The following is a 24,521-nucleotide window of genomic DNA, read 5'->3' as shown; positions in this document are numbered from 1 at the left end:
ACGTGCATCCGCTTGCATACTATGTGCGCCAGTCGCCGCAGAGGCTGTCCCATCACGCCGAAGTATCGGCACATCGCGCCGCTAATGCGCCACGTAACCCTCGGGCGTGGTGACAGCGTCCTTGAAGACGTCGGCGTTGCTGGAGACGACATAGACCGGCGCGGGCGAGAGTTGCAGGTTAGCCACGCCGTCGCGGTACGGCAAGCTCGTCGCGTTGCCCATCATGTCGAACGCCGTCACTTCGCCGGCCGTGCCCGGCGCATCGACTCGCAGACGATAGTCCGCGCTGCGACTCGCGTCGAAGCCGCTTTGGGCGTTCCACCTGTCGTTGTCGTGCGTCCAAAGCGCGGTCACGATCTTGCCGCCGTTAAGCCGGCGAAACGCGTAGGCGTAGACGCCTTTGGGCAGATCCTTGAGCGGTCCGAGCGTGTCGGTGCCGTCTATGATCCGCGTCATCGCCGCTACCGCGAGCGCCGCGGGTTTCGGGCTGATGCGGGCTGGACCGTAGGTGCCTTTCGGATGATCGAGCTCGAAGAAAATCCCGTAGCCGGGCGCGGCGTCCGGCATATCCGCCAGATAGAACACGTAGGTCATGTCGGCGCCTTCGCCTAGCAGGATCAGATGCGTGCGCGCCGTCACGGCAGCTTGTGCATACAGCACGTTCGCGCCCGGATAATTCTTGCCATACGACTGCCCGATGTCGTAGCTGATGCCCGTTTCGGTCACGAAGAGCGGCGCGCCGGGCTTCAGGTACAGGCGCATTTCGTGGCGCAGCGCGCGCATTGCGGAGGGCAGCGCGCCCGGCACGGTGCCCTGATTGCCGGTATCCGCGACGCGCTCGGGCGGGTGCGAGGGCGTAGTGCCGATATCGTAGTAACCGTGAATCGTCATGCCATCCATATAGCGGCCGATGCCTTGCGGGCCGAGCTTGCGCATCCACGTGACATTACCCTGCACTGACGAATAGGTCGGACCCATGACCACCGCATGCGGATCCGTCTGATGGATGCCCTCCCAGACGGCCTTGTACATGGCGATGAAATTCGCATCCGTGTCACGCCACGGCAGACCGCCGTCCGCGTCCGGTTCCCACGTCACCTGATAGTAGTTATCGCGCTGTTTGGGAAAGTAAGTCGTGCGCACGCGATTCGACTCGGCGCCGACCTTGGCCATGTAGTCCTTCATCTGCGCGAGCGATTTCGGCGCATAGCTGTGCGTCTCCGTCTTCGTTGGACTCGCCCACTGCGGAATGCCGTCGAGCTGGATCAGCCGGAGCAGGTCGCCGCGCCGGAAGAACGGCGTGAGCTGTTTGCTGGCGGGCTCGAACGTGCCCGCTTGTTTCGGCTCCTCCATATACCAGTTGCGATTGTCGTTGACCCATGTGAGGCCGAGCGCGGTATAGACCGGCCGGTAGCCGTCGCCGTCGCAGCAGTGTTGCCCCGGCGCAAGATAAGCCGCGCCCTGACCGCCGAAGCGGTGCAGATCTTCATACGGAAAACGCACGACGGGTAACGCAGCGGACGCATCGGGCAGCACGCCGAACGTCGCGATACCCGCGGGGCGCGTGCCGCGCGATTCGAGCTGACCATGAGCACGTTCCAGCGACGCGGACACCGCGAAGTAGCCCGCCACGCTCGACGCGCAGCTCAACGTGGACAGCGTCGCACCCGCCGCGACGGGAAAGCGTCCGCTGGCGCGCACGGCATTCCACGTGTCGCGTATCTGCCAGTTGAGCGTGTCGCCTTGCGTCGGGCGCGTGGCGAAAACCAGCGCAAACGGTTTGTTCACCGCGAACAGACGCGTGCCGTCGCTGGGCGTATCGGCTTCGAGCAGATCGCCGTTCGCGGCTGCAGGTACTCGCGATGAAGGTGACGAGCAACGCAGCCCTTGTCCGGGTGGCGCCTTCAGGTCTATTGGCGTGGCAGATTGCATTGCGGCGCTCGGCGCTGCGTCCTGCTTCGCGACAGGCGCGGGTGCATTGCTCGCCGCCGCCGGCGCCATCGCGCAACGTTTCTCCACTCCGGGCGCAGGATCGCCGAATACGCCGTTATTGCACTCCGCACTGGTTGAGAACGTTTTGACTACGTGTTGCTCCGGCGTGCCATACAGTACGTCGCGCGTACCGTTGAAACGGCACGTGCCGTACTCCGCCGCGCACGGCGTCCACTTCCTGCCGTCCGCGGTGAATGGGCCATTGCTCACACCATTCGCCTGCGGCGCAGCATCGGCGGCTACGCATCGGCCGGCCGCGAAGCCAAGCAGAATGGCGGCCACTGTCGAGATAGCGAGGGCCATTCCCTGCCGTACTCCGCCACCGATAAAGGCGCCGTTGCGGTTTCGCGGCGCGTGCTGTTCGCGTACATTCGACATGTGCTCCCCGTGTCGTTCGCTGTCCTTCCAGGCGCCACAGACGCGTCGCCCAATTACTAGTTCACCAGGTCAGAGCCGCCTCGTGTGACGCCTTCGTGCAATGTGTTGCGGAAACCGCATAGTGTATTTCCGCACACCGCTGGCGGAAATAGTCCGGTCCCGTCTCGACACATTCCGCCATTGGCCCGTCTATTGCCGTGCGACCTAAAGGTATCTTATTTGTGTGTTTCAGGTTTGAAACATTAATCGTCACGTTTATATGCGTGCGATCCAACAACAACCAAGTAAATAATTTTGTCGAACTCTCAAGTGTTTATATTGGTTGTTCGTTTTACTTATTGCCATCCCCGCGCATATATCGTCAGAAGAAACCAGAGTGGGCACGGGCTGCGGCAGACGTCGGGATTGCAAAGCCGGTTGCACTCATTCTGACGCCCTGATGGGAAAAAGTCACTTCAAATCCACTTCGCGATGGATGGATCAAATTGTAACTGCGCCGTTTTCGAGTAGTCGTAGTGTGTGCGGTGGCGTACGAAATGGCGTTTTTATTTGCATTAACATTCGCAGAATGCAAATTCATTCCTATGCGGAATCGGCAATTAATTCGTTGAAAAAGACGGCGGTTGCGGGGTTGTTCCGAAAATCCCTGGTTGGTCACCCTGTCCATACGCCAACATGTCTGCGCTTTCGGTCATGGCGGCTAAGTGCTTGAAGGGCGGTGACTATGATGCGCTGCACAGAGGATGGCCTCTCTGCGGCCTTCCAAGGTGAAAAGTAGATCCGTTTTCTGGTGAGAGGATGACTATGACCTGCGCGAGTCTCGAGTCCGCAATGCTGCGCTGGGTGCACGCTCCGAGCAAGGGTATGCGTCGCATCGCGATACTGATGTTCAACGACTGCTCGCTGCAGGGAGCAGGGGTTGTCGCCGAGGTGTTCCAGGCAGCCAACGAAATGGCTTCGTCCGGCTCGGGCGGTTGGTTATACGACGTTTCGTTCCTGTCGGCCGACGGCGGCATGGTGACTTCGTCGTCCGCGCTGCGGGTCTGGACTGACGGACTCGACGCGCGGCATTACGGCGGTTTCGACGCGTTGTATGTTGCGGGTGGCAAAGGCGCATTGGCTGCCGCCAACGACGAACGCCTGATTGCGTGGCTGCGCCGTGTGCGCCGCAATACCGGCATGATCCGGCCGATCGCGGAAGGTCGCGCGTTGCTCGAGGCGGCGTTCGTGCCCGACAACCACGAGCTTGGCGATGCGCATGCGCAGTCGGCGCCGACGCCGACGCGCCAGCCTGAGCAGACGGCCGATGCGGGCGATCGTCTCGAATCGATGCGAAGCGCGCTCGCCATGATCAAGCGCGATCTCGGCGGCGCCACCGCGCGTACCGTCGCCGAGCGCCTGCTGGCGGACTCATGCTCGAATCTCGCGCCGCTGCTCGGCGAAGACGGCGGCCTGAGTCCTGGCGACAAGGTGCGCGCGGCCGCTCGCTGGCTGCAAGAGAATTGCCAGCAGGCGATTTCGATTGCCGACGCGGCGCAGTTCGCCGCGATGAGCGAGCGCAACTTTCTGCGCCGCTTCAAGATGGAAATGGGCATTACGCCCTCGAGTTTTCTGTTGCACGAGCGCCTTGCGGTGACCTGCAGCCTGTTGACCGAATCGGAATTGCCGGTCGACAAGATAGCCCGCCGCACCGGCATGGGCAACGGCGATCGACTCGCGAAAGTGTTTCGTAAGCGGATGAGAATTTCGCCGACCGAATTTCGAATTCAAAGTCGCCGACTAGTCGGCGAATAGCGACGGGGCCAGCCGGCGGGCCGTGTGGCAACACGGCATCCGGTCCGTACTTCCATCGACTTTGGGAATTATAAGGAATGCGAATATGTTGACTCAGGGAGCTGTAGGCGCCGCGTCGGCCGGCACGCACACTGCGGGTGCCGCGACGGCGAGCGCGGGTTCCACGCGCATTGTTCCAGTCATTCTGGCGGGCGGCTCTGGCACGCGCCTGTGGCCGGTATCGCGGGAAAACTATCCGAAGCAACTGATCGACGTCGTCGGTTCCGATTCGCTGCTGCAAGCTACCGCGCGGCGCATGGACGGCTTTCCGGCCGGCTGGAGCGTGGATGCCTCGCCGATCATCGTATGCGGCGAAGAACATCGCTTCGTGATCGCAGAACAACTTCATGAAAATGGCGTCGACGCTCGTCTTATTGTCGAGCCGGCTCGTCGCGATACGGCGCCCGCATTGACGCTGGCGGCGTTGCTGGCGTGTTCGGGCGGCCGCGACGCGATTCTCGTCGTCATGCCGGCGGATCATTCGATCGCCGACGTGCCCGCCTTGCAGGCCGCGCTGGAACTCGCAGCGCGCTACGCCGAGCAGGGTTCGATCGCGACACTGGGCGTGCCGCCCACGCGCCCCGACACCGGCTTTGGTTATATCCGCGTCGGCGCCGAACTGGCGGGCGGCGGCCATGCGATCGACGGTTTCGTTGAAAAGCCCGCGGAAGAACTCGCGGCGAAGTACGTGGCGGCGGGCATGTACTGGTGGAACAGCGGCATCTTCATCGTCCGCGCCAGCGTGTGGCTGGATACGTTGAAGCGTCTGCAACCGGACATGCACTCCGCCTGCGAACGCGCATTCACGGGCGGCCGCATGGACGGTGCGTATTTCCGGCCGCTGGTCGATGCATTTCTCAGTGCGCCCGCCAACTCGATCGACTACGCGGTGATGGAGCGCCTCACCGAGACTGTCGGCCCCGAAACGCCAGACAGCGCGCCGGCGACGCCGGCAGGCGTCGTGATCGGACTGAATGCCGGCTGGTCCGACCTGGGTTCCTGGGACGCCGTGTGGGCCGCGATGGAGAAGGACGTCAACGGTAACGCAGGACGCGGCCGGGTGACCTTCGAAGGAGCGGTCTCGAGCTATGCGCATTCGGAAGGCCGGCTGGTTGCCTGTGTCGGCACCACCAATGTCGTGGTGGTCGAAACCGCGGACGCGGTGCTGGTGGTCGACCGCTCGCACGTGCAGGACGTGAAGGGGCTGGTGTCGCGCATCAAGGCGCAGCACGCGCCCGAGGCCGACGCGCACCGCAAGGTGCGCCGTCCTTGGGGTTTCTACGATTCGATCGACCATGGCGAGCGTTTCCAGGTCAAGCGCATCGTGGTGACGCCGGGCGCGCAACTGTCGTTGCAATTGCATCACCACCGCGCGGAACACTGGGTCGTCGTGCGCGGCACGGCGCTCGTCACACGCGGCGAAGAGCAGTTTCTGTTGAGCGAAAACGAATCGACCTATATCCCGCTCGGCATCAAGCACCGGCTCGAAAACCCGGGCAAGGTGCCGCTCGAAATCATTGAAATCCAGTCAGGCGCTTATCTCGGCGAAGACGACATTGTGAGGTTCAACGACAACTACGGCCGCTGCTCCTAAACAGCACGCCGGACTCAACTGCGGACAAGAACGGCAAGAACGAGGTGACCAGAATGCGCAAGTTTCAGGATTTGCTCGCGCGAGTTTTCGATGTTGCATTGGTATTGGTGGGTGCGGCGGTGGCGTCGCAGATCCGCTTTGACTACCTCGCTCAATCCGGATTCTATTGGGCCCTCGTGATGTTTTCCGCCGCTTTCGCGTTGGCTATCTTTCCGGCGTTCGGCGTGTACGAATCATGGCGCGGCCGCTCCAAGCTGGTGCTGGCCGGGCAAGTGTCGCTCGCGTGGCTGATGGTGCAGGTCAGCGCGCTCGTGCTGATGTATTCGCTGCATCGTATCGACTTCGTGTCACGGCTGTGGTTCTCATACTGGACGGCGGTGACCGGCGGCCTGCTGATCGCATACCGCCTGATGACGCACGCCGTATTGGCGAGGGCACGCAGCGCGGGACTGAATCTGCATCAGGTCGCGATTGTCGGCAGCGGCTCGCAGTGCGACGCGATCATTCGCCGGATCAACGCCGCGCCGACTACCGGCTTTCGCGCCACGGCCGTGTACAACGCGCGTCCGGATGTGTCGCCGGTCGTGAGCCCCGGAGTCCCGGTGTTCGACACGGTCGACGCGCTGGCCGGCTACATGCGGACCAACGACGTCCACGAACTGTGGCTGATGCTGTCGCTTTCCGAAGAGCCGCTGATCTGTTCGCTGGTCAGCGAATTCCGCGACGACCTGGTGAACATCCGTTTCATGCCGGACGTGCGCAGCCTCGCGCTATTCGAGGGCAGCGGCGTGATCGATCTGCTCGGCGTGCCGGCGATCAATCTGGTGGCTTCGCCGCTGTCCGCGAACTCAATGCTGAAGAAGGAAATCTTCGACCGCCTGTTCGCCTTGACCGCCTTGATCGCGCTCGCGCCGGTCATGCTCGTCATCGCGATCGCGGTGAAGCTGTCCTCGCGCGGTCCGGTTCTGTTCAAACAGAAACGCAAAGGCGCCGACGGTCACGTGTTCACGATCTATAAGTTCCGTTCTATGCGGTTGCACACGGAGCAAAAAGGCACCGTCAGGCAAGCTACGCGTAACGATCCGCGAGTCACGAGAGTGGGCGCCTTCCTGCGCCGCACGAGCCTCGACGAATTGCCTCAATTCTTTAACGTGTTGCGTGGCGACATGTCGGTCGTAGGACCGCGTCCCCATGCACTCGAGCACGACGACCTCTATCAGAAAGTGGTCGCGGGCTATATCAATCGCTACCGCATAAAACCGGGGATCACGGGGTGGGCACAGATCAACGGTTTTCGTGGCGAAACCGACCGCATCGAGAAGATGGAACGTCGCGTCGAACATGACCTGTATTACCTGGGCCATTGGTCGTTCGCGCTCGACATGCGGATTATCGGCGCGACGATAGTCGCCGGACTGGTGCATCGAAACGCTTATTAGTTGTTAACAAAACGCTGCGCGCTTCGTCCCTTGAGGAAAAACGCCGTGGCACAAGGAGGAACATCATGAGCTCGCTTGGTCTACGCACGGGAAGTCTCCTGGTTTTCGCTACGGCAACACTGCTTTCTGGATGCGGTATCGCGCCCGGCCAGCGGATGATCACACCGGCCACCATTCAGGACACCGGTGGTGATTACAGTACTGAGCCGTCGCAGCAACAGCAGATTCCGATTACCGATATCAATCTCGCGCTGCTGCGCAAGATGAACCAGGCGCAAATGGCGTCGACGCTGCCGCCGGCAACGACCGCACTGTTCGGCAAGCCGACCGCTTACAAGGTCGGCCCCGGCGACGTGCTGCAGATCGTCGTGTGGGATCACCCGGAACTCGCGGCCGCGCTCGGCCAGCCGCAGCAGAACGCGAAAACGTCGGACGCCGCAGCCGGCTTCCTGATCGACGAAAACGGCGACGTGCAGTTCCCATATGCCGGTACGGTACATGTGGCCGGCAAGGACGCCACGACGATCCAGAAGGAGCTCTACAAGCGTCTGAGCAAGGTGTACCAGAAGCCGGAAGTGACGGTGCGGGTGGCCTCGTTCCGCGCGCAGCAGGTTTATGTCGACGGCGAAGTGCGCACGCCTGGCGCATTGTCGGTCACCGACATTCCGATGTCGCTGACGAACGCGATCGGCCAGGCCGGCGGCCTCAGCGCCAATGCGGATCGCAGCCGCGTGGTGTTGCTCCGCAACGGCGTGCCGTATCAGTTGAACGTGGACGACCTGATCAAGCGCGGCCGCAATCCGTCGGACATCTACCTGCAACCGGGCGACGTGCTGCGGGTGGCATCGCGTGAAGACAGCGGTGTCTACGTGATGGGCGAAGTCAACAAGCCGGCGACCATCCTGCCGATGCGCAACGGTTCGTTGACGCTTTCGCAGGCAATCTCCGACAGCGGCAGCTTCGACTCGAACACGGCTGCGGCGCGGCAACTGTTCGTGATTCGCAACTCGACGAGCGAAACGCCTGAGGTGTACCACCTCGACGCGACCTCGCCGGTGTCGATGGTGCTAGCGAATCAGTTCGAACTGCAGCCGAAAGACGTGGTGTATGTCGGTCAAGGCGGGCTGGTCCGCTTCAACCGTGTGTTGAACCTGCTGCTGCCGGCGATCAATGCGGCTGTAACGGGCGCCGTTCTCGCGAAATAGTAACCGCACAGTGTGAACTTGAACCTCCGGACCTTGTTGGGTGAAGAAAATGGCAATCAACTTTGAAAACCGTTACACCGACGTGTCCGGTCCGGACGAGCTTCACCTGTCGGACTATCTGCGCACGATCGTGCGAGGTTGGCGCACGATCGTCGTGGTGACGCTGATCGCGCTCGCGCTGGGATGCGCGTACGCTTTCCTCGCGCCGCCCACGTATCGCGCGGATGTTCTGTTTCACGTAGAGGACAAGACGGCGAATGCCAATGCGAACGGCAAGGATTCCTTGCCGCCGCTCACCGGCATGTTCGACACCAAGCCTTCGACGGCGGCGGAGATCGAGTTGCTGAAGTCGCGGCTCGTCACGGAAGAGACCGTCAAGAAACTGCACCTCGATATCACGGCTGCGCCGCGCTATTTTCCGGTTATCGGCGGAATGATCGCGGGGTTGGTGAACGGGCAATGGGGCTTCAAGTTGCCGCAGTTCATCAACCTGTCCGGCTATGCATGGGGTGACGAGAGCATTTCGGTGTCGCAGTTCGACACGTCGAAGGAAATGTACGACACGACCTTCACGCTGATTTCCGGCAATGACGGGTCGTACGTGCTGCGGGACAAGAACGGTATTGCGATTCTGTCGGGGAAAGTCGGCGAAACCGTGGAAACGGATACGGCCGACGGCCCGATCACGCTGCGCGTCGATAAGCTGGTCGGCCCTGCCGGCTCGCGTTTCGAATTGCAGCGCGCCTCGACGTTAAGCACCGTGGACCGTTTACAAAAGGCTTTGGTGGTGCAGGAGACCACGCTGCAATCCGGTGTGATCCGCGCGAGTCTGGAAGGCGGCGACGCCGGCCTGACGGCGGCGATCGTCAACAGCATGGCGCGCGAGTTCGTGCGTCAGGATGTAGAGAGCCGTTCGACCGAAGCCGAGCATATGCTGGCCTTCCTCGATCAGCAACTGCCGGGCTTGCGCAAGGAGCTCGACGACGCCGAGCAACGCTACAACAAGTTCCGCAACACGCATGGCACGGTCGACCTGGGCGAAGAAAGCCGCCTGCTGCTGCAACAGATCGTCGATAACAAAACCAAGCTGATGGATCTGCAGCAGCAACGCGCGGAGATGTCGCAACGCTTCACGGCGAATCACCCGGCGGTGGCCGCGCTCGACGCGCAGATCGCCGCATTGCAAGGCGCGGCGGCCAACATGAACCGCAGCGTGGCGGTGATGCCGGATACGGAGCAGACCGCCTTGCGTCTGCTGCGCGACGTGCACGTCGATACGGAGTTGTACACCAATCTGCTGAACAGCGCGCAGCAACTGCGCGTGGCGAAGGCGGGACAGGTGGGCAACGTGCGCGTGGTCGATTTCGCCGAAGCGCCTGATGAACCCGTGCGGCCGAAACGCGTGATCGCGATCCTGATCGCGCTCGGCGGCGGCCTCGTGCTCGGCATTCTGCTGACCTTCTTCAAGCGCGCGATGTACGGCGGCGTGGAACGTCCGGACGAACTCGAAGGCATGCTCGGCGTGCCGGTGTTCGCCGTGGTGCCGCGCAGCCAGACCCAGTTGAAGCTGCAGGAAAACGTCATGCTGCGCCGTCGCGGACTGCATGTGCTGGCGCAGCAGGCGCCTGAAGACATCGCCGTGGAAGGCGTGCGCAATTTGCGCACCTCGCTGCAGCTCTCGCTCGATCACGCCGAGAACAACGTGGTGATGATCACCGGCTCGCGGCCCGATTCCGGCAAGTCGTTCCTCTCGGTGAATCTGGCGGCGCTGGTGGCGTCGGCGAACAAGCGCGTGCTGATTATCGACGGCGATATGCGGCGCGGCGACGTGCACTCGCATTTCGGTGTCGCGCATCAGCCGGGTCTGTCCGATGTGCTGAGCGGCGGCGACCTGAGTTCGATGATTCAGCGCGATGTGCTGCCGGGTCTCGACGTGCTTGCCAAGGGCACGCTGCCCTCGCATCCGGCCGAACTGCTGATGAGCAAGCGCTTCGAAACGATGCTCGAAGAACTGAAGTCGCACTACGACCTCGTGATTGTCGACACGCCGCCGGTTCTCGCGGTGACCGACTCGACGGTGATCGGCAAGTATGCGGGCACGACGCTGCTGGTGGTGCGCCACGGCCGCCATCCGCTCAACGAAGTCATGGAGACGGCCAAGCGGCTGCGCAATGGCGGCGTGGGGCTCAGAGGCGTTCTGTTGACCGATGTGCCGCAGGAAGGTGCGTTCCTCGGCTCGGGCTATCAGGGCGGCTACTACGGCTACGACAGCATCGCCGGTTGAGGCAGCGGCCGACGGCCGGCCGCCCGGCAAAGCCGCGCAGCCAGGCTTCCGGCAGTCGGATTGCAAAGCTTAACGAGGAGAACGCTCCATGAAACGTAAGGTCGCGCTGATCACCGGCATCACTGGACAGGACGGGTCGTATCTGGCGGAACTGCTGCTCGCCAAGGATTACGACGTACACGGCATCAAACGCAGGTCATCCCTGTTCAACACAGACCGGATCGATCATCTTTACCGCGATCCCCACGATCCGGATCAGCGCCTCTTTCTGCACCACGCGGATCTGACCGACTCGACCAGCATTTTGCGCGTGATCCAGCGCGTCGAGCCGGACGAGATTTATAACCTCGCCGCGCAGAGCCACGTTGCGGTGTCGTTTGAGGAGCCGGAATACACCGCCAACGCGGACGGCCTCGGCGCCTTGCGGATTCTCGAAGCGATCCGCATTCTCGGCTTGCAGGAGAAAACGCGCTTCTACCAGGCCTCGACCTCCGAGCTATACGGTCTCGTGCAGCAGGTGCCGCAGTCGGAGACGACGCCGTTCTATCCGCGCAGCCCATATGCCGTCGCCAAGCTGTTCGCGTACTGGACCACCGTCAACTATCGCGAAGCGTACGGTCTCTACGCGTGCAACGGGATTCTGTTCAATCACGAATCGCCCGTGCGCGGCGAGACGTTCGTGACGCGCAAGATCACGCGCGCCGTCGCGCGCATCGCGGTGGGCATGCAGAAGACCCTGTATCTCGGCAATCTGTCGGCGCTGCGCGACTGGGGCCATGCGCGTGATTACGTAGAGATGCAATGGCGCATGCTCCAACAGGAGCAGCCGGAGGATTACGTCATCGCCACCGGCGTGCAATACAGCGTGCGTCAGTTCGTGCAGCACGCCGCCGCTGAACTGGGCGTCACCGTGCGTTTCGAAGGCACCGGCGTGGACGAAATCGGCATCGTCGAAAAGGTGGAAGGGCGCGAGATCAGGATGTCGCCGGGCGACGTGATCGTGCGGGTCGATCCGCGCTACTTCCGGCCCGCCGAGGTCGAGACGCTGCTCGGCGATCCGTCGAAGGCGCATGCGAAGCTCGGCTGGCAGCCGACTACCTCGTTCGCCTCGCTCGTCAAGGAAATGGTGCGCTCTGACTATCAGATCGCGCGACGTGACGCGCTTGTCACGCTGGCCGGATTCACGGCGCTGGAACATCACGAGTAACGGCGATGAACAAACAAGCACGCATCTTCGTCGCGGGCCACCGTGGCATGGTCGGCTCCGCGCTGGTCAGGCGTCTTGCCGCCGAGGGGTACCAGAACGTGATTACCCGCTCGCGCAAGGAGCTCGATCTCACGGATCAGGCGGCCGTGAACCGCTTCTTCGAAAGCGAAAAGATCGACGTGGTGCTGCTCGCGGCCGCGCGCGTGGGCGGCATTCTCGCGAACGCGACGCAGCCGGGTGAGTTCATCTATGAAAACCTGGTGATCGAAACCAACGTGATCCACGCCGCGTATCGCGCCAAGGTCGAGCGGCTGGTGTTCTTCGGTTCGTCGTGCATCTACCCGAAGCAATGTCCGCAGCCGATCCGCGAGGAGTATCTGCTGACCTCGCCGCTGGAGCCGACCAACGACGCCTATGCGATCGCGAAGATCGCCGGCGTGAAGCTGTGCGAAGCGTATAACCGCGAGTACAACACGCAGTACGTCGCGTTGATGCCGACCAACCTGTACGGCCCGAACGACAACTACGATCTGAAGAGCAGCCACGTGTTGCCGGCGCTGCTGCGCAAGGCGCACGAAGCGAAGCTGAACGGCGACGCCACCTTGACGGTGTGGGGATCGGGCACGCCGCTGCGCGAGTTCCTGCATGTCGACGACCTTGCCGCGGCCACGCTGTTCGTGCTCGAGCACAACGTGACGGAAGGCCTATTCAACGTCGGCGTGGGTGAGGACCTGTCGATTCGCGAGCTGGCCGAATGCATCTGCAAGGTGGTCGGCTTCGAAGGCGAACTCGTGTTCGATGCTTCGAAACCCGACGGCACGCCGCGCAAGCTGCTCGACGTTTCACGCCTGACGCAAATGGGCTGGCAGGCCACGATCGGCCTCGCCGACGGCATTGCCTCCACCTATCGTGACTTCGTCGAATCACACGCTGGTTCGACGCCCGCCGCCGCCATCGAAGCGTAGGCGCGTGGATGGCCGCCACGACGCGGCTTTGGATTGACGGACCAAAGGGGACGCTGTGCCTGCGCAGAATGCGCAATGCACGCAGGACGATATTTCTAGGAGTGGCATAAAAATGACAGCGTCAGTCACGATCTTCCACAACGTCGTGTGGTCGCGCCACAAGGGTGTCGTGTTTTCCGCCTTGCATAACATTTCGGCTTCCGGAGCGATTCGCTATTCGATGGTGCAGATCGCCGATACCGAGCACGACCGCGTCGGCTTTTCCGACGTCGATTATTCGTTTCACCGCTATCCGATGCAAAAGCTGTTCGACGGCTGCTACGAAGACGTGCCGACCCTGAAGCTGATCGCGCGGCTCACATGGGAAGTGCTGCGCACCAAGTCGGATCTGATCGTGCTGCCGGGCTACCACCGCCCGGAATACTGGGCGATGCTCGCGGCGTGCATCGTGACCGGCAAACGGCGTGCGGTGTTCTGCGATTCGACCGCGCGCGACCGGCCCAAAAAGTTGCTGACGTCGATTCCGAAGCGCGTGTTTTTCGCGCTGTGCGACGGCTATTTCGGCTTCGGCGAGCGCAGCCGCGAGTATCTGCTGTCGCTCGGCGCGAAGCGCGACAAGATTTTCGTGCCTTGTCAGGCTGCGGCAATGCCCGGTTCGTTTTCGCCGGAACGTGCGCTGGTCGAGCGGGTCGCCGCTCGCGCGGGTAATCCGCCGGTGTTTCTGTTCGTGGGGCGTTTGTCCGAAGAGAAGGGCATCGGCACGCTGATCGACGCGTTCGCCGGATTGCGGCGGCGGATTCCGGCGGCGAAGCTGCGCATTGTCGGCACCGGCCCGATGTGCGACGCGCTGCATGCGAAGGTGGCCGAGCTCGAACTCGGCGACGCGGTGACGTTCGTCGGCAGTCTGCAGGACGAGCCGCTGACGCGGGAGTATTACGGCGCCACCTGCATGGTGCTGCCGAGTTACAGCGAACCTTGGGGACTCGTGGTCAACGAGGCGCTCGCGCATGGCTGCCCCGCCGTGGTCAGCGAAAGTTGCGGCTGCGTGCCGGAACTGGTGATCGACGGGGTGAGCGGCTATGCATTTACAGCGGGCGACGTCGCCGGCCTGCAGCGCACCATGCTCAAGGCCATGGAGGCGTTCGCCGACGCGGGCGGCACCGCGCGCCGCTGCATGGATGTGATTCGCCGTTTCGATCCGCCTTCCGCGGCTGCCAACATCGCCCGCGGCTGTGCATTGATGTTGAGCGACTGAGCCGCTTCGCACAACCAGGCCGCGCCACAACGCCCTTACTCGCTCCGGCAGTTACGATGAAGATACTGATCTACGGCATCAACTATGCGCCTGAGCTGACGGGAGTGGGCAAGTACACGGCGGAAATGGCCGTGCTGCTGGCGAGCCGCGGACATGACGTGCGCGTGGTGTGCGCGCCGCCGTACTACCCGGAGTGGCGTGTCGGCGAAGGCTACGCGTCGTGGCGCTATCAGCACGAAACGCGCGACGGCGTGGCGATCTGGCGCGCGCCGCTGTGGGTGCCCGCGCGTCCGAGCGGCCTGAAGCGCATGCTGCATCTGGCGAGCTTCGCGGCGACCTCGCTGCCGCTTCTCGTGCGACAGGTGCTGTGGCGCCCGCACGCTGTCATGCTGATCGCGCCGACCTTGATGTGCGCGCCGGGCGGGCTGATGCTCGCATGCATCACGCGCGCGCGCGCCTGGTTACATATTCAGGACTATGAGGTCGATGCGGCATTCGATCTGGGCTTGCTGAAAAGCTCATTCGCGGCCCGCATGGCACGCCGGGTGGAAAGCGCTTTGCTGCGGCGCTTCGACGCCGTGTCCTCGATCACGCGGCAGATGAGCGAGCGCGCGACGACCAAGGGCGTCGACGCATCAAAGGTTGTCTGTCTGCCCAATTGGGTCGACGTGTCGACGATTTTTCCGCTCACGCGGCCGAGCGAATTCCGGCGCCTGCTGGGGATTCCTGACGACCAGAAAGTGGTTCTGTACTCCGGCAACATGGGCGCGAAGCAGGGCATCGAAACGCTCGCCGATGCGGCGGTTGCGCTCGCGGCGCGCGCGGATCTCACCTTCGTGTTCTGCGGCAGCGGCGCGGCGAAAGAGGGGCTGCGCGAACGCTGCTCGGGACTGACGAATTGCGTGTTCCTGCCGCTGCAACCGTTGGACCGCCTGAACGAACTGCTCAACCTCGCCGATATTCACGTGCTGCCGCAACGCGGCGACGCGGCCGACCTTGTCATGCCGTCCAAGCTCACCGGCATGTTCGCGAGCGGACGCGCGACCGTGGCGATGGCGCGTCGCGGCACGGCGCTCTACGAAGCCGTGGCGCCGCGCGGCGTGGTCGTGCCACCGGACAACCTGAAGGCGCTGACCGCGGCGATCACGGCGCTGGCGAACGACACGGAACGACGTGCGGCGCTTGGCAAAGCGGCGCGCGCTTATGCGGAGCGCACGCTCTCGCCGGAGTCGACGATTCGCACCTTCGAGGAACGGCTCGCGATGCTGTTGCGTGAGGCAGGAGGCAAACGCGGGAAAGGCGGCACGCCGTCTTTCGGCGCGCGGCCTTCAGGTGCTGCGGCGAGGCGCCGGCGAAAACCGGCTACCGCGGAGGAAGCCGCGCCGGATTGATCCGGCCCGCGGCGGTGTCATGAAGGCGATATTACCAGGGAGAACGGTAGACGCCCTGCTTGCTGGCGTAGGGGTCGGTGTAGGTGGTTCTCGTGGCGCCTTGGGGCGTCAGACCGGCGGCCGCGTTCGGACGTCCTGGCTGGCCGGCTACACGCACCTGGCCGTCGGCCGCAAGCGGCGCTTTGCCCTTGCCTTTGCCGACCGCTGGCTGTGCCGCCTGGTCGCCGCCCAACACCGTCATGCGTTGCGTGTCGAGCAGCGCCGCGCGTTGGGCGTCGTTCGTATCGCCTTGCGCGCCGTCGGTGCTGTAGGGGTTCGGGGAGCCGAGCAGCGCCTGCTCGCTACTGCGATGCGCGGCGCGCCGGTTGGCCGGAAGCTGTGCATTGAGACCGTAGCCGTTGGCCGCCGTCGCGGCGGGCGGGAGGGCGGGCGCCGCGTTATTGGGCGCGGCGTTCTGCGCGAAGGCCGGCACCGCGCACGATGCGATCGCGAGAAGCGTCCAGGTAGCAGTGTGTCGAAGCGAGGTGATCATCTGATTCCCCAAGGAAATGCTGTCGGGATAAAGCTATCGTGCGCCAACCACTACGCGCGTAGCCGCCAAAACGCTTGCCTGCACAGCCACCGCGTGAAGCCGGGGCAGACACCGCAACATAATGTAAGAGATTTGCCTGGCATGCCTGCCTATGTTTACCACTGTTCGTGGTTCGGAGAAAGCTGATGGGTAACGTAGCCGACGATCCTCACGTCGGGCGCATGCCGCCGGCCGAGGGCGCGCGCGGGAACGGCCGCGTGATCGATCTGTCGCAGGCCGGAAAAGGAAACTATCAGGCTAAGCGCGGTGCGCTGGTCGAGCTTGTCTGGTTCGCGCTGGAAGCCTGTGTGATCAACAACAAACTACTGCCGTTCTCCGCTGTGCGCGTGGCGTTGCTGCGTCTGTTCGGCGCGAAGATCGGTACAGGTTGCCGATTCGTGCATCCGCTGCGCGTGAAGGCGCCGTGGAATCTCGAAGTGGGCGACAACTGCTGGTTCGGTGTCGATGTGTGGATCTACAACCAGACGCTGATCCGCATCGGCTCGAACGTGTGCATTTCTCAGGGCACGTTCCTCACCGCGGGATCGCACGATATGAGCACCACGATGGATCTGCATGTCGCGCCGATCATCATCGAGGACGGCGTGTGGATCACTTCGAAGTGCGTGGTGCAAATGGGCGTGACGATCGGCCGTTCGGCGGTCGTGACACCTTTGTCGGTCGTGCATCGTTCGCTGGAAGCGGAGGGCGTGTACGGCGGCAATCCTTGCCGTTTTATCAGGAAACGGTTCGACTCCGTGACCTGAACCACAGACATAAAGCCACAGCGTTTGTACGCTGAGGACGCCGAGGTCGTTTTGCCGGAATGCCGGCCGTTGCAATGGGATTGACGCACTGCGTGATGAACGGCATTCGCGGCGGCGCCCTTGCAAGTTCCGGCCGCGACGACTGCGTGGTCTGGTTGCCGGCTCCGCCTGGCGAACCGCACCGCGCCCAGGAAATGCGTGAAGCAGATGGGAGTAGCGGATGTTCATCGATACACGTACTGTTGAACAGAACACCGTCGTCGAGACGACGGTCTGCATCATCGGCGGAGGCGTCGCGGGCATCACGCTCGCGCTGGAAATGTCGAGGGCGGGTATCGACACCTGCATGCTCGAAAGCGGTGGTTTTGGACCTGACGACGCAACTCGCGACCTCTATCGCGGCGAGAACATCGGGCTTCCCTATACGTTCGCGGACGGCTCGCGCAGCCGCTATTTCGGCGGTAGCAGCAACTGCTGGGGCGGCTGGTGCCGCCCGCTCGATCCATGGGACTTCGAAAAGCGTGACTGGATTCCGCACAGCGGCTGGCCGTTCGGCCTCGATGAACTGGCGCCTTACTATGCACGCACGCATGAACTGCTGAAGCTCGGCCCGCAGAATTTCGACCCCGCTTACTGGGAGCGCGAGATCGGGCGTCAGGACGTGCGCCGTCTGCCGCTCGCCACCGGCGACATGCGCGATACCGTTGCGCAGTTCAGCCCGCCGGTTCGCTTCGGCAAGGTGTATCGCGACGAACTGTCGCATTCGACGCGGGTGCGCGTGTTCCTTCATGCGAACGTGCTCAGTATCGACGCCGATGCGCAAGGCACGACGATTTCCAGACTGAAGGTGGGCACCATCAGCGGCCGCGCGATAACGGTGACCGCGAAAATTTTCGTGCTGGCCACGGGCGGCATTGAAAACGCGCGCCTGCTGCTGGCATCGAACAACGTGCAGGCCGCCGGGCTCGGCAATGCCAACGATCTGGTCGGCCGCTATTTCATGGATCATCCGCGCATGATGTCGGGCAAGGTGCGCTTCCGTCCCGGCATCGCGCGCAACAAGCTGTACGACATCAAGTACCACTACCAGAACGTGGCTGTCTCGGCGCACGGCACGAAGATATCGTCCCAGTTCGCGCCGAAGCAGGAGTGGATGGAACGCGAAAAGCTGCTCAATTCACGCGTGTGGCTCTACTCGAAATGGTACGGCGAGGGCAGCGCGGGTTCCGAGGCATTGATCCGTTTCAAGGAAGCGCTGATGGGCAAGGACCAGCCGGGCCGCAGCGTGAAACGCGACATCGAGACCATGATCGCGCACCCGCTGCATACCGTCGGCTTTGGTTTGACGCGGCTGTTGCAATGGCCCGCGTTGATCACCGACGTCACGCTGCAGGCTATCGTCGAGGCGGTGCCCAATCCGGATAGCCGCGTGACCTTGTCGGCCGACAAGCGCGACCACTTCGGCATGCCGCGCGTGCGGGTGGAGTGGCGCCTCGGCGACCAGGTGCAGCGCACTTTCGACAAGACCTTCCAGTTGCTCGCGAAGGAGTTGCAGATGGCGAACGTCGCGGACGTCACGCTCGATGAACCGCTCGAAGGCCGCACGTGGCCGGCGAAGCTCGAAGGCACGTGGCACCACATGGGCACCACGCGCATGCACGATTCGCCTCGCGAGGGCGTGGTCGATCGCGACTGCAAGGTGCACGGCATCAGCAATCTGTACATTGGCGGCAGCTCGGTGTTTCCGACCGTCGGCGCCAATTTCCCGACCATCACGATTGCCGCGCTGTCGTTGCGTCTCGCCGGCCATCTGATGCGGCAACTCAATGTGCCGGACGCCGTCGGCAGTACGCGAGTTGATGCGGCGAACAGCCCCACCATGTCACTTCACACACCGTCTCAGGTCGATACGTTGCCGATCGCGGCCTCGACCTTGACACCCTTGATGAAAGAGCAGTGAACGTGTGATCAGGACAAGCGAAGATGGCGCGCACAAGGCGCGCCATCTTCGCTTTTGGGTTGCCGGTTCGAGAGTTTTCCGCCTGGTGAGAGACGGCGCGCGTCAGTGGGTTGGCTGAGTCGTTTCGCGCAGCGTGGTGAGCGTGCTGTCGTTGTTGCGCGCGTCGTCGTGGCTGCCCCTGGCTTCGAGCAGAGCGGTCAGGGCGCTGACCATAGTCTCGACACGGAAGCGCGCGTTGAAGGTCGCGGCCGCCTGCGCGCGCATCGCCGCGCGAGCCGCGTCGTCCAGTTCGAGCCAGCGCGTCAGATTCTTTTCCGTACCGTCGACGGTATCCGCGGCCACCATCCCCGCGCCGTCCGCTTCGATTTCGCGCCACACGTTGACTTTATCGGAGATCAGCGCCGGCAATCCGCAGCCCAGCGCCTCGGCCACCGCCACGCCGAAATTCTCCTGATGCGACGGCAGAACGAACACGTCGCTCGCATGAAAAGCGCCCCACTTGAGTTCGCCCTGAAGCATGCCCGGCAGACTCACGCGATGCGCGATGCCGGCCGCCTGCGCCTGGGTACGCAGCGTCGAGGCCCAGCCGGTTTCATCCGGACCGGCGATCACGAGGTGCAGCGCCGGGTCGCGGCCGGCAATGCGTGCGAAAGCGTCGATCAGCAGATCGCAACCTTTCTTCGCGTGGACGCGGCCGAGAAACAGCACGATGCGTTTGCCGCGCAGGCTCGGTATGGCTTGCAGGAACGCTTCGCGCAGCGGCGCCGCTTTGAGTTGCGGCACCGTCGTGCCGAACGGCACGATCCGTTCATGCACGCGGTACAGCCAGAACGACTTGCGTGCGCGCGTGCGTTCTTCCTCCGTCGTGAAGATGACAGCGCGCGCGTCGCGCAGTACGCGATACTCCGCCCACGGCCAATACAGCCATTTCTTCAGATGCTTGAGCGGGTAAGCCTCCTTGAACCACGGGTCCAGCATGCCGTGCACATACACGTAGTACGGCACCTCGCTCTTGTGCAGCGCCTTCCATGCCGCGAAGCCGTGGTATTGCCACAGGCCGTGCACGATCACCGCGTCATAGCGCTTCGCGTTGGCGGCGAGCCACGGCGCGAGGCGTTCGCTGAAGCTGTAGCGGCCTTTGGTCGGGCCGAAGACATGGACCGGAAAGGGGAAGGACGCAAGAAAGGCGTCGCGGGGCGCGTCGCAAGTCGCCACCTCGATCTCGTGGCCGGCTTCGCGCATAGCCAGGCCGCTGCGGCGAACGCCTTCAACGGGACCGCCGGCGCGTGGGTCGACGCTTGCTAGCAGGTGGAGGATCTTCATCGGGCGATATTCGGTCGGTTGGAGCGATGTCTGGGCGGCGAATGCGGGACGAGGGCGCCGAACTGGCCGGTTTCGGATGCGGAACTCGCGGTGCGCGATATGCCGAGCGTTGACGGGAGGTCGGCGCGGCCCATGCCCGGCTGGATCCGGCCGGGCAACTCCGGCATCGCTTCCGGACGCACAGACGGCGGGCTACGGAAGCGCCGTGCGCGTGCCGGCAGCGCACGCTGCAAACGCGCGTACGTGGCGATCATCAGGCCAAGCGCGACGCCGAAAATCAGCCCGGAAAATCGCGGCCCGAGCGGATTGCCGCCGATCGAGGTGGCCGGCAACGCGGCGAACAGCATGATGGCGCGCCCGAGCACCGGCAGCATCGGCGCGTCGGGCACGACCGAGCGCCAGTAGCGATATGAGAAGAAGCAGACCGCCAGCGCGGCGAGTGTGGCCAACGGCATGCCAACGCCGAACAGGAGTCCGCCCGCGAACAACTGATAGACCCAGAAGTTATGGCCAGCGGCCCATTCGTTGATCGCGTAAAAGTCTTTCTCGCTGATCTGGCCGGCAAGGTCAGGCAGATAGACCGGCGAGTAGCGGTAGTAGTGGCCGTAGCCTTCGCCGAACAGCAAGGTCGTCGGGTCCGCGGTCACCTGATCGTACTGGTCGCGCATTTCCGCGAGACGCGTGATCGTGGTCGGATCCTTGCCGGAGCGGGTTTCTTCGGAGAAGAAGATGCGCTGCGCCCAGTGTTCGGCGACGGTCGGGAAAGCCAGCGCCGCGGCGCCGGCCACGCCGGCGAGCACCGCGCCAATGATCACAGTGCGGCTCATCGCGCGCCAGATATGCCGGATCGACGGCGCGCTCAGCCCCATCGCGATCAGGAATAGCAGCACCGTGCCGACCATCACGCTGCGGGTCACGCTCAGCAATTCGATGATCACGCTCAAGGCGAAAATCGATACCGTGAAAAGCGAATAACGCTTTGCCACGATGAATTCGTGCAGCAATACGCCTTGCAGACCCAGCAATGTGACGGAGAGGATACGGAAGCGCACGTCGTCGAGATCGCCGCCCGTCGCCATGCCGTAGACCAGGGTGAACAGAAGGCTGATGACGTTGGCGACAAACAGGGCTTTCTCGAACTGGGCGATGCGAAATTCGCTCCACGGGCGGCACGCCACGAGATAGCCCAGTGTGAAGAGAATGAACGGCAGCAGCACCCGCAGATAGTTGCCGGTGTCGTTATCCTGAACGAGTTGCGCGACGATGCTGCCGACCACGCACAGAATCATGCTCCACGTGACGATCGAGCGCAGCCGCGAGCGCTCGTGAAAGCGCGGCGCGATGAGAAGCAGGGCAATCCCTGCGGCGATCGCCGGCAGGACGAAAATGAATTGCGCGAAGTGACCCGTATTCGCGTCGGTCGCCTTGTAGTCGAACGCGAGCGGCAGCAAAAAAAACCATATCCAGGGCGTTGCATACTGATGGCGCATTAACGATTCCCTCCCCGTCGCCGTAGATTCGCCGCGGTCTATAGCGGACGGTCTCGCATCGGGTTATTTTGAAGGAATCGCTACGCCTGTTAGTTGGCTGGGCCGCATTCGTCGAACAATGCCTGGGTTTAGGCGTTAGCGGAAAGCGTAAGCTCTGCAAGACGCGCGCACACTTGCGCAGGTTGTCGGTGAATGCCTTGAAGTTGGCGCGCACGCACGCTTGCCGACACCGAATATGCAAAAAGGGCCGCGTGCCTTGCGAGAGAGACGACCGAGGGGAACAGCATGAAGTTATTTGGCGGGGCGGGACCCGCAAAAGCCGGACGGGCGATCGAACTCGACTTCGTCCGCGGCATCGCCATCATCATGGTGATGGGCTTTCACTTTCATGCGGTCCATACCGGCAATTACCTCATCCAGATTATTGAGTACCCACTGAAGAGTTTCGGCCGCGAAGGCGTGAACCTGTTCTTCACGTTGAGCGGCTTTCTGGTGGGCGGCCTGCTGCTTCGGCAGTACGCCGAAACCGGCCATGTCGATGCCCGGCGCTTTATCATCCGGCGGATTTTCCGCATCTGGCCCGCGTATTACGTGCTGATCGCCTTCCATGTGCTGGCCGGACGCCACCCGTGGAATACCTTCCTCGTCCAGAACCTGACGCACTTGCAGAACTACCTGGGCACGTCGATTACGCAGACCTGGAGCCTCGCCGTCGAAGAACACTTTTATCTGGTGCTGCCGGCGCTTCTGCTGATGTTCTCGCGCTGGCGTCTCGGCGCGTGGACGATCGTCAGCGTGCTCACGGGCATCTGCGCGGTGGTGCTCACAGCGCGCTGCTTCGCGGTGGCGGGCGGCAATCTCGACGGCGCCTTCGCTTACACGCAATACCGCATCGACAGCCTGCTGGTGGGCGTGATTCTTTCCGCAATCTACTGGATGAAACCCGGCGTCTATCATCAACTCGCGAAGCGCAAGTGGCTGCTGATTTTTAGCGTCGTCCTGCTCTGTGCATGGCTCGCATTCGCCACCAAAAACCTCGCACTGGACGAAAGCATCGGCTACTCAATCCAGGCGCTCGGATTCGCCGCGCTGATCGTGCTGGTGCTCGAATACTCGGGATCGTTGCGTACGTCGTGGATTTATCGTGGCGTAGCCTGGATCGGCCTTTATTCGTACGGTATTTACTTGTGGCATTCGCTCGCGCTCGCGCCCGGCGACATGCTGATCCGGAAAACGACCGCGCTGGGTCTCACGCCGAGTCTCATCTGGGTCGTCGCGATCGCGGCGCAGTTTGCGATCGCGATCGCAATCGGCTATGTGACCACGCGCGCCATCGAGTACCCGTTCCTGCTGATGCGCAATGCGCTGTTCCCCGAAAAGCGCAGCAGCTCGGTGCGCGAGGAAGTGCCCGCCGCTGCCGCCGGTGGGCAGTTATCCTGAGCATGCAAGAGCATGCGGCTGCTTACTCGCGTATGCGGCCATAAACCGGCGCCACATGTGACGAGGCGTCCATCGCACTGATGGACGCCTCGTTTTTTTGAAAAACCCGTCGCGCAATCAAGCCATCTGCTGCAACAAGGTCTGCTTGAATTGCCCGAGCGTATGTCGTGACAGCAGGTCTTCACGCGCGGAGGGCATGGCCTGAGCGGTGTGCGGCCAGGACGTCATGGTCTCGGTGATCGCACGGCCGATCGACGCGGAACTCAGGTCGCTCAGAATCGGCCCCAGTTCGCAACGCCGGCTGAACCAGCCGATCAAACCGTCTTCAGTTGCGATCACCGGCTTGCCGAAACGGTAGGCCTGGACCAGCACGCCACTCATGCCGTAGTGCCCCTTATAGCCGAGCCAGACCGCGTCGCACGCGGAGAACAGATCGCGCTCCATATCGTTGGAAATGAAGGCGTCGAGTACCAGCGGCGCGGGATTGAGGCTGCGCACGTGATTGCGCATGAAATGACGCGTGCCCGCATCCTGCTCGCCGGCGACGATCAGCGTGGGCGCATGCTCGAGACGCGTCAGCGCATGCACCAGTTCGTAGATGCCCTTGCGTTCCGTGATCGCGCCATACACCAGCAGGTAGCGCTGCCCGGGATCGAGCCCCAGACGCTCGCGGGCCAGCACGGGGTTTTCCGCGTGCTCATCGGGAAACGGGTCGGCCACGTAGGCGATCGCCGCGCTGTGCTTCGACGGGCTGCGCGCCGACCATTCCGGCAAGGTCGGATCGATCGTCAGCAGCGTGCGCAGGCCGGTGGTGCGAATCGCGCGCTTGAAGAGCAGCGCCTTGATCGCATTGACGACCGGACGATCGGGCGCCTTGATGCCGACCTTGTGATGATGGAATGTCGAGCGCATGGTGATGCCGATCCATGGCGTCTTGCCGAAAGGCGAGCCGAGAAACGGCAGCGAATAGAAAAAGTAATCGACGTAGGGGACGACCACGAGCCGGATCGACTGCATGCGGGTGATGATCGTATGCACGCGCTTGAAATAGCGGTGGAAGCGCCAGTATTCGTTGGGGTCGGGCAGGCGGTTGCGGGGCCGCTCCTCCGGATCGACGAAAGCGATCTGCTGATCCGGGCGGTTGGCGGCCGTGATCTGTCTTGCGAGCCGGTGGTCTTCGTTGGCGCACTCGGTCACGAGCATGCACGGATAGCCGGCGTCCGCGCAGGCCTGCATGATCCACTCGGCGTATCGCCAGCGGTGGCCAGTGAGATTCGGTTCCACGATCAGGACGTAGTCTTGTTCCATTGCGTCGGTAACCATTTGCGTTGCTGAAATAAGTACTCGAGCGCCGCTTCTCGCATGGCGCTGGCTGAACAACGTTAGCATCGCCGGAATCCGTGTAACTACTAATTTGTCCGGCTTTG

The 24,521-nt window shown here is 62.9% G+C and carries 17 protein-coding genes; 12 read left to right on the top strand and 5 right to left on the bottom strand.

What is annotated here, in order from left to right; translation table 11 throughout:
* Positions 1–81: 81 nt before the first annotated feature.
* On the bottom strand, positions 82–2,370 hold the full coding sequence (locus tag B0G71_RS16440) for a hypothetical protein (RefSeq protein ID WP_116142771.1): 2,289 nt from the start codon (positions 2,368–2,370) through the stop codon (positions 82–84).
* A gap of 804 nt (positions 2,371–3,174) precedes the next feature.
* Here B0G71_RS16440 and B0G71_RS16435 point away from each other — a divergent pair.
* From B0G71_RS16435 to B0G71_RS16395, 9 genes are all read left to right on the top strand, one after another.
* Positions 3,175–4,164, top strand: coding sequence for a helix-turn-helix domain-containing protein (locus B0G71_RS16435; RefSeq protein ID WP_116142770.1), 990 nt, complete (start codon positions 3,175–3,177; stop codon positions 4,162–4,164).
* 85 nt (positions 4,165–4,249) lie between these two features.
* Positions 4,250–5,797, top strand: a complete 1,548-nt coding sequence (locus B0G71_RS16430; protein ID WP_116142769.1) for a mannose-1-phosphate guanylyltransferase/mannose-6-phosphate isomerase — start codon at positions 4,250–4,252, stop codon at positions 5,795–5,797.
* 53 nt (positions 5,798–5,850) lie between these two features.
* Complete coding sequence (locus tag B0G71_RS16425) at positions 5,851–7,236, top strand: undecaprenyl-phosphate glucose phosphotransferase (RefSeq protein ID WP_116142768.1); 1,386 nt, start codon at positions 5,851–5,853, stop codon at positions 7,234–7,236.
* 65 nt (positions 7,237–7,301) lie between these two features.
* Complete coding sequence (locus B0G71_RS16420; protein WP_116142767.1) at positions 7,302–8,441, top strand: polysaccharide biosynthesis/export family protein; 1,140 nt, start codon at positions 7,302–7,304, stop codon at positions 8,439–8,441.
* Between the two features lie 49 nt (positions 8,442–8,490).
* A complete protein-coding gene (locus B0G71_RS16415) occupies positions 8,491–10,725 on the top strand; it encodes a polysaccharide biosynthesis tyrosine autokinase (protein ID WP_116142766.1) in 2,235 nt (744 codons plus the stop codon).
* An 88-nt stretch (positions 10,726–10,813) separates the two neighbouring features.
* Positions 10,814–11,932: a GDP-mannose 4,6-dehydratase gene (gene gmd, locus B0G71_RS16410; protein WP_106284425.1), complete on the top strand. Its 1,119-nt coding sequence runs from the start codon at positions 10,814–10,816 to the stop codon at positions 11,930–11,932.
* Between the two features lie 5 nt (positions 11,933–11,937).
* The gene (locus tag B0G71_RS16405) at positions 11,938–12,897 is read left to right on the top strand and encodes a GDP-L-fucose synthase (RefSeq protein WP_116142765.1); all 960 of its coding nucleotides are present in this window, start codon (positions 11,938–11,940) and stop codon (positions 12,895–12,897) included.
* Positions 12,898–13,009: 112 nt separating this feature from the next.
* The gene (locus B0G71_RS16400; protein ID WP_116142764.1) at positions 13,010–14,152 is read left to right on the top strand and encodes a glycosyltransferase family 4 protein; all 1,143 of its coding nucleotides are present in this window, start codon (positions 13,010–13,012) and stop codon (positions 14,150–14,152) included.
* A 56-nt stretch (positions 14,153–14,208) separates the two neighbouring features.
* Positions 14,209–15,543, top strand: a complete 1,335-nt coding sequence (locus tag B0G71_RS16395) for a glycosyltransferase WbuB (RefSeq protein ID WP_116142763.1) — start codon at positions 14,209–14,211, stop codon at positions 15,541–15,543.
* 31 nt (positions 15,544–15,574) lie between these two features.
* On the opposite strand, the gene B0G71_RS16390 is transcribed toward B0G71_RS16395, so the two are convergent.
* A complete protein-coding gene (locus B0G71_RS16390) occupies positions 15,575–16,075 on the bottom strand; it encodes a hypothetical protein (protein WP_116142762.1) in 501 nt (166 codons plus the stop codon).
* 185 nt (positions 16,076–16,260) lie between these two features.
* Between B0G71_RS16390 and B0G71_RS16385 the strand changes: the two genes are divergently transcribed.
* Positions 16,261–16,881, top strand: a complete 621-nt coding sequence (locus B0G71_RS16385) for a DapH/DapD/GlmU-related protein (protein ID WP_116142761.1) — start codon at positions 16,261–16,263, stop codon at positions 16,879–16,881.
* Between the two features lie 220 nt (positions 16,882–17,101).
* The gene (locus tag B0G71_RS16380; protein ID WP_116142760.1) at positions 17,102–18,841 is read left to right on the top strand and encodes an FAD-dependent oxidoreductase; all 1,740 of its coding nucleotides are present in this window, start codon (positions 17,102–17,104) and stop codon (positions 18,839–18,841) included.
* A 102-nt stretch (positions 18,842–18,943) separates the two neighbouring features.
* Here the strand turns inward: B0G71_RS16380 and B0G71_RS16375 are convergent, their stop codons facing one another.
* Together B0G71_RS16375 and B0G71_RS16370 are read right to left on the bottom strand one after the other, a co-directional pair.
* On the bottom strand, positions 18,944–20,164 hold the full coding sequence (locus B0G71_RS16375) for a glycosyltransferase (protein WP_116142759.1): 1,221 nt from the start codon (positions 20,162–20,164) through the stop codon (positions 18,944–18,946).
* Positions 20,161–21,654, bottom strand: coding sequence for a hypothetical protein (locus tag B0G71_RS16370; RefSeq protein ID WP_116142758.1), 1,494 nt, complete (start codon positions 21,652–21,654; stop codon positions 20,161–20,163). The genes B0G71_RS16375 and B0G71_RS16370 overlap by 4 nt, the downstream gene beginning before the upstream one ends.
* A gap of 285 nt (positions 21,655–21,939) precedes the next feature.
* Between B0G71_RS16370 and B0G71_RS16365 the strand changes: the two genes are divergently transcribed.
* Entirely contained in the window at positions 21,940–23,094 is a 1,155-nt protein-coding gene (locus B0G71_RS16365) for an acyltransferase (protein WP_116142757.1), read from the top strand.
* Between the two features lie 117 nt (positions 23,095–23,211).
* Here the strand turns inward: B0G71_RS16365 and B0G71_RS16360 are convergent, their stop codons facing one another.
* The gene (locus B0G71_RS16360) at positions 23,212–24,417 is read right to left on the bottom strand and encodes a glycosyltransferase (protein WP_106284415.1); all 1,206 of its coding nucleotides are present in this window, start codon (positions 24,415–24,417) and stop codon (positions 23,212–23,214) included.
* Between the last annotated feature and the right edge of the window lie 104 nt (positions 24,418–24,521).

This window comes from Paraburkholderia sp. BL27I4N3, assembly GCF_003386115.1.
In the GTDB taxonomy this organism is placed as follows: Bacteria; Pseudomonadota; Gammaproteobacteria; order Burkholderiales; family Burkholderiaceae; genus Paraburkholderia.
Note: the sequence above shows the minus strand (reverse complement) of the source record. Positions and strands in the feature narration are given on the sequence as shown.

What these genes read in the sequence shown, in the direction of transcription:
- B0G71_RS16440 (WP_116142771.1), bottom strand. Translation starts at nt 2,370, where the DNA reads ATGTCGAATGTACGCGAACAGCACGCGCCGCGAAACCGCAACGGCGCC.
- B0G71_RS16435 (WP_116142770.1), top strand. Translation starts at nt 3,175, where the DNA reads ATGACCTGCGCGAGTCTCGAGTCCGCAATGCTGCGCTGGGTGCACGCT.
- B0G71_RS16430 (WP_116142769.1), top strand. Translation starts at nt 4,250, where the DNA reads ATGTTGACTCAGGGAGCTGTAGGCGCCGCGTCGGCCGGCACGCACACT.
- B0G71_RS16425 (WP_116142768.1), top strand. Translation starts at nt 5,851, where the DNA reads ATGCGCAAGTTTCAGGATTTGCTCGCGCGAGTTTTCGATGTTGCATTG.
- B0G71_RS16420 (WP_116142767.1), top strand. Translation starts at nt 7,302, where the DNA reads ATGAGCTCGCTTGGTCTACGCACGGGAAGTCTCCTGGTTTTCGCTACG.
- B0G71_RS16415 (WP_116142766.1), top strand. Translation starts at nt 8,491, where the DNA reads ATGGCAATCAACTTTGAAAACCGTTACACCGACGTGTCCGGTCCGGAC.
- gmd (WP_106284425.1), top strand. Translation starts at nt 10,814, where the DNA reads ATGAAACGTAAGGTCGCGCTGATCACCGGCATCACTGGACAGGACGGG.
- B0G71_RS16405 (WP_116142765.1), top strand. Translation starts at nt 11,938, where the DNA reads ATGAACAAACAAGCACGCATCTTCGTCGCGGGCCACCGTGGCATGGTC.
- B0G71_RS16400 (WP_116142764.1), top strand. Translation starts at nt 13,010, where the DNA reads ATGACAGCGTCAGTCACGATCTTCCACAACGTCGTGTGGTCGCGCCAC.
- B0G71_RS16395 (WP_116142763.1), top strand. Translation starts at nt 14,209, where the DNA reads ATGAAGATACTGATCTACGGCATCAACTATGCGCCTGAGCTGACGGGA.
- B0G71_RS16390 (WP_116142762.1), bottom strand. Translation starts at nt 16,075, where the DNA reads ATGATCACCTCGCTTCGACACACTGCTACCTGGACGCTTCTCGCGATC.
- B0G71_RS16385 (WP_116142761.1), top strand. Translation starts at nt 16,261, where the DNA reads ATGGGTAACGTAGCCGACGATCCTCACGTCGGGCGCATGCCGCCGGCC.
- B0G71_RS16380 (WP_116142760.1), top strand. Translation starts at nt 17,102, where the DNA reads ATGTTCATCGATACACGTACTGTTGAACAGAACACCGTCGTCGAGACG.
- B0G71_RS16375 (WP_116142759.1), bottom strand. Translation starts at nt 20,164, where the DNA reads ATGAAGATCCTCCACCTGCTAGCAAGCGTCGACCCACGCGCCGGCGGT.
- B0G71_RS16370 (WP_116142758.1), bottom strand. Translation starts at nt 21,654, where the DNA reads ATGCGCCATCAGTATGCAACGCCCTGGATATGGTTTTTTTTGCTGCCG.
- B0G71_RS16365 (WP_116142757.1), top strand. Translation starts at nt 21,940, where the DNA reads ATGAAGTTATTTGGCGGGGCGGGACCCGCAAAAGCCGGACGGGCGATC.
- B0G71_RS16360 (WP_106284415.1), bottom strand. Translation starts at nt 24,417, where the DNA reads ATGGTTACCGACGCAATGGAACAAGACTACGTCCTGATCGTGGAACCG.